Here is a 6,183-nt window from a genome sequence, read left to right as displayed (position 1 = left end):
ATTTAAAATAAACCAATAAGGATTTATTAATGCAAACTATTTTGCTAGTACCTACTGGGCGCGGTATTGGGTTAACTTCTGCTGGTCTAGGGCTAATCAAAGCTTTCGATTACTTGGGCATGAAAGCGGGCTTTATAAAGCCATTCTTGCAAGATGATTCTAATGATTCGCAGCATACATTAGATAGCTCGAGCGATTTGAACCGTCAAGCCTTTGGTCTAAATCCGCCGGAATCTATTCCTCGTGAGCGTGTCGAGCACATGATGAATAATGACAATGTTGACGACTTAATGGAAGAGGTGGTCACCAATTTCAATAAGTTAGATAATGATTATAATGTCGTAATCTGTGAAGGATTGGTAGCTACTGAAGAAGTCAGTTATGCCTCTCAAGTTAACTTTGCGTTGGCCACGGCTTTAGATGCCAAAGTTATTTTAGTTAGCATGGCAGATTTAGAACATCCAAAGCAGTTGGCTGAAAAGCTTGATGTACATTCTAATATCTTTGGTGGCTTAAAAGGGGAGCGAACGCTAGGTAGTATTCTAATGCGTGCCAAAAACGTTTCCAATACATTTGATACCCAGCCTGTTGCTCCTGGTGAAGCCAATCTTCAGTTAGATGCTAACTTTATTTCTGCCATTCAATCTTATTCACCAAGTTTTGCTACTGAAAATTATCATTTAATTGGTGTGGTGCCTTTTAGTAATAGCTTGTCTGTACCCCGCACTTGGGATATCGCTCAACAGCTTAGTGCTACTTGGTTAAATGAGGGAGATGCAAAACAGCGTAGGGTTCTAAAAACCAGCCTAATTGCTCGAACTATCTCACGTGTCGGTGAGGTCTTTACTCGTGGCACCTTGGTAGTCACTCCAGGGGATCGTGATGATTTACTATTGGCCACAGCCATGGCCTGTATGAATGACATTCCAATGGCAGGTATTGTGCTAACTGGTGGTATTATTCCCAATGAGACTGTCATTCAACTATGTCAACCTGCCTTAAAAACTGGTCTGCCTGTCCTAAGCGTGCCTACCGATAGCTTAGAGACAGTTCAGAATTTATCGACCATTAGTAATGAGATCCCAAAAGATGATTCTGAGCGTGCTGAAGCTGTGGCACGTTTTGTGGCGGCTCATTTGGACTTAGACTGGCTCAAGTCCTATTTCGAACGTGATTATAAACCTCGTTTATCACCATCTGCTTTTCGTCATCAAGTGGTGAAAAAAGCACAAAAATCGATAAAACGTGTGGTATTACCAGAAGGCGAAGAACCTCGTACTATCGAAGCTGCTGCTATTTGTCAAAGCCGTGGTATCGCTCAATGTATATTACTGGGTAATCCCGAAACAATTGCTCAAGTTGCCAAAAACCGTGGCGTTGAGTTACCAAATGAAATTAAAATTATTGATCCTGCTAAAGTTGAACTCGATAAGTATATCAAAGCTTTTGTCGAGGGTCGTAAAGGCAAAGCCACTCAAGAGCAGGCAACAGAAGAGCTAAAAGATACTGTCGTACTCGGCACTACTATGCTGTATTTGGACGAGGTAGACGGCTTGGTTTCAGGGGCCATTCACACCACTGCCAATACAGTACGCCCTGCATTCCAAATAATTAAAACTGCGCCGCAATACTCTTTGGTATCTTCTATCTTCTTTATGCTATTGCCAGAGCAAGTCGTGGTATATGGTGACTGCGCCATTAACCCCGACCCTAGCGCTGAGCAATTGGCCGATATCGCTATTCAATCTGCGGCGTCTGCAAAAGCCTTTGATATTGATCCAAAGGTAGCCATGATCAGTTATTCTACTGGTGCTTCGGGCACTGGCGATGATGTTGAAAAAGTAAAACTGGCCACTCAAATTGTTCGTGAACGTGCACCAGATTTAATCGTGGACGGTCCACTACAATACGATGCCGCCTCAGTGTTAAGCGTGGGCAAGCAAAAAGCACCAAACTCTCCAGTTGCTGGTCAAGCCAACGTATTTATTTTCCCAGATTTAAATACTGGTAACACTACGTATAAAGCGGTACAACGTAGTGCCAATGTGGTTAGTGTTGGGCCAATGCTGCAAGGTCTTAACAAACCTGTTAACGATTTATCACGAGGTGCATTGGTAGATGATATCGTTTATACCATCGCTCTAACCGCTATCCAAGCCAACAAGACGAAAATTTAAGTCCTAGATAGTTAAGTTTTAATAGCCGGCAGATATGTCGGCTATTTTTATGCTAAAGGGCTGCTAAGTTCTGATAAGCACTTAAATTAAGTAAATCCATTTTATTATGCCAAGCTCTTTCACTATGCCAAATAAACAAATAAGTTCTAAACCTGCTTCAGACTTGCGTGCTATCAAAATCTATTTGGGCGGTTCTTTTGATCCTGTTCACAAAAGTCATTTGGCATTATTGGCTCATGTTTATTCTAAGTTGGCTACATATAGTGAGAAGGTTGAAGGCTATTTTTTACCTACTTCACGCTCCCCATTAAAATCAGAGAGTAGTGAAGCTGAACATCGGCTCAATATGTTGGCAGAAGCTATTAAGGATATGAGAAATACTGAGCTGCCAACACCATTTAAATCAAATTTTGGGGACACTATAGGCATAAGCGACCATGAAATTTGGCAATCGCCCCCGACTTATACCATTAATACCTTAACTGAATTACGATCGCAATATCCTAACTACAGTTTGGTTTTTATTGTAGGAGCAGATAATATTGCAAATTTGTCGAAATGGCGCGACGGTGACAAATTGACACAGTTTGCCCATCTTTGGGTATTTCCTAGAGATACAATGCAATCTCAAACGGAAATCCTCGCCCTATTGCCTGAGTCATTAAAGTCACAAGTTACCTTTAACGTGCAGGACTTGAAGATCAATACCCATGGCCACATATACATAGATTCACAGACGGTTGCACCCTTATCAAGCACCCAAATCCGTCAAGCAATTAAGGAAGGTAAGCCAAATATTGCAAAATCTGCTTTGCCACACTCTGTATATTCGTATATCATGAAAAATAATTTATATCATTCTTATTGAGTTTATGGTTTCTATACCGCCTACGCAAAATCCAACGCCCTCTTAATGAACTAAATTAATACTCAAACTCTTAAACATATCTTTTGGCCATACCGTCATAAAGTATATGCAGACAATTTTATAGGATAGCTATGACACTAGACGCAAATCAAAAACCACCCATGAGCGATGAAAGACTGCAGTTTTGTCTTGAAATGGTTCAAGACGCCCTAAATGATTTAAAAGCTAAAAATATTACTGTGCTACACGTAGCAGAGTTAACGGACGTAATGGACTATATGGTTATCGCCGAAGGCACGTCAAAGCGCCATGTCAACGCATTGGCGGACGAAGTAGGCGCTATTGCTAAAAAAGCTGGGTTCATGCCATTAGGCCGTGAAGGTGAAAAAGACAGTGATTGGACTCTAGTTGATTTGGGCGGCGTCATTGTCCATATCATGACTCGTCAAGCTCGTGAGTTCTATGATCTAGAAGGCTTATGGTCTTCACCTGAAGAACTTAGAAAGCTAGTTGCTCGTGATTTAAGTGAACGCTAACATCTAAGCTTGAAAATATTTGTATTCAATAAAGACGCTTAATTTGGCGTCTTTATTGGTTTTATGATAACAATAATTTTTATACCTAAACGGTTGTTATTTGAAGATACAGATGAGTTACCGCTTATAAAATTGATAGGTAATATTAGGTAGCTAATGCAAATATCTTATTTAGATAGCTAATGCAGATTTAAAGATCAATAGCTAAGATTAATGGCTTAAGACTAAGCACTCTAATAACCTTGATTTTCCAAATCAAAATAAATACTACAGGCATCCGGATCTTCGTCCTCACAGGAGCGCTCAAACCATTTTTTGGCTTGACTATAGTTTTTAGACACACCATCGCCATTATAATACATAGTGCCAATGTTAAAGCTGGCATCGCTATAATGTTGATCAGCTGCTTTGGTATACCACTGAAGCGCTTTTTTGAAATCTTGAGCTATACCTTGTCCTTCATGATAACTAATTGCCAAGCTATATTGAGCCTCGGCATTGCCTTTCTCGGCAGCTTTTTTATACCACTTAACCGCCTCGCTATAATCCTGTTCTACGCCGTAGCCATTATCGTACATCATACCTAGATTATATTGAGCCTGTACAACACCTCGTTCAGCAGCTTTTTTATACCATTCGGCGGCCAATTTATAATCTTGCTCTACACCTAGTCCCGTCTCGTACATCATAGCGAGGTTAGATTCACCAATCCCATTCCCTGCTTGAGCAGCTTTTAAAAACCACTGAAATGCTTTTTGGTAGTCAACCTCAACACCATTGCCATGATAATACATCACTCCTATATTGACAAAAGACCCATCATCGCCCTGACTTGCAGCTTTAAAATACCATTTGCGTGCTTTATCAAAATCTTGGGCTACCCCATACCCCTCATCATATAAATTTGCTAAAGAATATTGGGCTTGTCTATGACCTTGACTGGCAGCTGATAGAAACCATTGTAATGCCTTAGGTATATTTTCAATAACGCCGCTGCCCGTCTCATAAAAGACGCCTATTTTGTATTGAGCCTCTACATCACCCTGCTCTGCGGCTTGCAAATACCATTTAAAAGCTTCTAAATAGTCTTTAGAAACTCCCAATCCATACTCATACAAGATAGCTAAATTATACTGAGCGTCTTTATCACCTTGCGCCGCTGCCTTTTTATACCAATAGAGTGCTTGCTTCAAATCTTTAGTCGTTCCCCTTCCTTCATGATACATTACTGCCATATTAAACTGAGCATTTGGATTGCCCTTAGCGGCTGCTTTTTTGTACCACTGTAACGCTTTACCTTGATCTTGTGCCACGCCATTACTACCGGTTTCATAAATCCAGCCTAAGTTAAACATCTCTACTGGACTGTCGTTTTCTGCTAAGGCTTGGGTCGTCGGTAAATCCAATGCTCTCCCCGCTACTGAAGTCATGGCACAGCCTATTACCAAACAAGCTATGCTTAATTTATGTAAAAGACGGGGTTTTGCAAATTGCATATCCTTCCTTATTGATATAGCGGGCTACCAAGTGTCAACACAATACCCCTTAAGTTAATCTACAACGCAATTTAGTTTACATTAAAATAAAACTTCATAAAACTTCTATTTTTATTCTTAAATGATGTCTAAGAATACATTAAATTGATTAATAACTTCGCAATAATGTTCAAATTATTTATTAACTATAAAAATAAACTGTTATTATGACCTCCGATTTAATTACCACCAGATTAGATAAAGGGTCTTGATTCTAAAAAAAAGGCTTAAGTCCTAATCAAGTATTATTCAAGGACCGCAGGTTAAATTGCTAATCCAAAACTGATTTTCTAATATTGTATAACGGAGCGATTATGGCTAACTTATGGCTTGATCTTGGAAACACCAGACTTAAATACTGGTTAACAGATGATATTGGTCAGGTCGTGACCTCAGATGCAAAGCAACATTTACAAGCGCCAGCCGAGTTATTAATCGGTCTTACCGATAGATTCAAAAATTTGGCACCAGAATTCATTGGCGTATCTTCGGTACTAGGCGAAGAGGTAAATGCCCAAGTAGCCCAATCTCTAGCTACTTTAGATATTGCCTTTGAGTTTGTCCATGTGGACGCATATCACCCTTTGTTAACTAGTGACTATGATGCTGGGCAACTAGGTGTAGACCGTTGGTTACAAATCTTGGGAGCAGTAGACCGTAAAAAACGCCAGTGCGTAATAGGCTGTGGTACTGCATTAACCATTGATTTGGTAGATCATGCTCATCATCTGGGGGGGTATATTTTCCCAAGTATTTATCTACAACGTGAAGCGTTATTCTCAGGCACCAAACAGATTAGTATCAGTGAGGGTACTTTCAATAGTATTAGCGAAGGCGTCAATACTTCTGATGCAGTGCACCGAGGTATTTTATTGTCTATAGTTGGCGCCATTAATGAAATAGCCCGACGCCATCCAAATTTTGAAATCACTTTAACCGGTGGTGATGCCTCTATCTTAGCTCAACATCTCTCTCAGCCTATTCATATCAAAGATGACTTAATGCTAACTGGTCTCGTACGCTATTTTGACACTTCTAGTTAACCCTTCAATTTCTATTAGCTGTTT

Annotated in this window: 5 protein-coding genes; 4 read left to right on the top strand and 1 reads right to left on the bottom strand. The window is 40.1% G+C overall.

Annotated elements, in window-relative coordinates; genetic code table 11:
- The first annotated feature begins 29 nt into the window (after positions 1–29).
- The 3 genes from pta (at position 30) to rsfS (ending at position 3,581) form a co-directional block, all read left to right on the top strand.
- A complete protein-coding gene (gene pta / locus QZ265_RS09305) occupies positions 30–2,177 on the top strand; it encodes a phosphate acetyltransferase (RefSeq protein WP_296405564.1) in 2,148 nt (715 codons plus the stop codon).
- Between the two features lie 124 nt (positions 2,178–2,301).
- Positions 2,302–3,045 (top strand): nicotinate (nicotinamide) nucleotide adenylyltransferase, encoded by a 744-nt coding sequence (gene nadD, locus QZ265_RS09300; protein WP_296405562.1) that lies wholly within the window; start codon positions 2,302–2,304, stop codon positions 3,043–3,045.
- A gap of 131 nt (positions 3,046–3,176) precedes the next feature.
- Entirely contained in the window at positions 3,177–3,581 is a 405-nt protein-coding gene (rsfS, locus tag QZ265_RS09295) for a ribosome silencing factor (protein WP_296405560.1), read from the top strand.
- A gap of 233 nt (positions 3,582–3,814) precedes the next feature.
- Here the strand turns inward: rsfS and QZ265_RS09290 are convergent, their stop codons facing one another.
- Positions 3,815–5,077, bottom strand: coding sequence for an SEL1-like repeat protein (locus QZ265_RS09290; RefSeq protein WP_296405558.1), 1,263 nt, complete (start codon positions 5,075–5,077; stop codon positions 3,815–3,817).
- Between the two features lie 353 nt (positions 5,078–5,430).
- Here QZ265_RS09290 and QZ265_RS09285 point away from each other — a divergent pair, with 353 nt between their 5' ends.
- Complete coding sequence (locus QZ265_RS09285; protein WP_296405557.1) at positions 5,431–6,159, top strand: pantothenate kinase; 729 nt, start codon at positions 5,431–5,433, stop codon at positions 6,157–6,159.
- Positions 6,160–6,183: the final 24 nt, after the last annotated feature.

The sequence above is a fragment of the Psychrobacter sp. genome (genome assembly GCF_018260395.1).
In the GTDB taxonomy this organism is placed as follows: domain Bacteria; phylum Pseudomonadota; class Gammaproteobacteria; order Pseudomonadales; family Moraxellaceae; genus Psychrobacter.
The sequence above is the reverse complement of the archived record's forward strand: the minus strand, read 5'-3'. Positions and strand labels throughout refer to the sequence as shown.

Bases quoted from the DNA above. Each gene is read 5' to 3' on its own strand.
- pta (WP_296405564.1), top strand. From the start codon at position 30: ATGCAAACTATTTTGCTAGTACCTACTGGGCGCGGTATTGGGTTAACT.
- nadD (WP_296405562.1), top strand. From the start codon at position 2,302: ATGCCAAATAAACAAATAAGTTCTAAACCTGCTTCAGACTTGCGTGCT.
- rsfS (WP_296405560.1), top strand. From the start codon at position 3,177: ATGACACTAGACGCAAATCAAAAACCACCCATGAGCGATGAAAGACTG.
- QZ265_RS09290 (WP_296405558.1), bottom strand. From the start codon at position 5,077: ATGCAATTTGCAAAACCCCGTCTTTTACATAAATTAAGCATAGCTTGT.
- QZ265_RS09285 (WP_296405557.1), top strand. From the start codon at position 5,431: ATGGCTAACTTATGGCTTGATCTTGGAAACACCAGACTTAAATACTGG.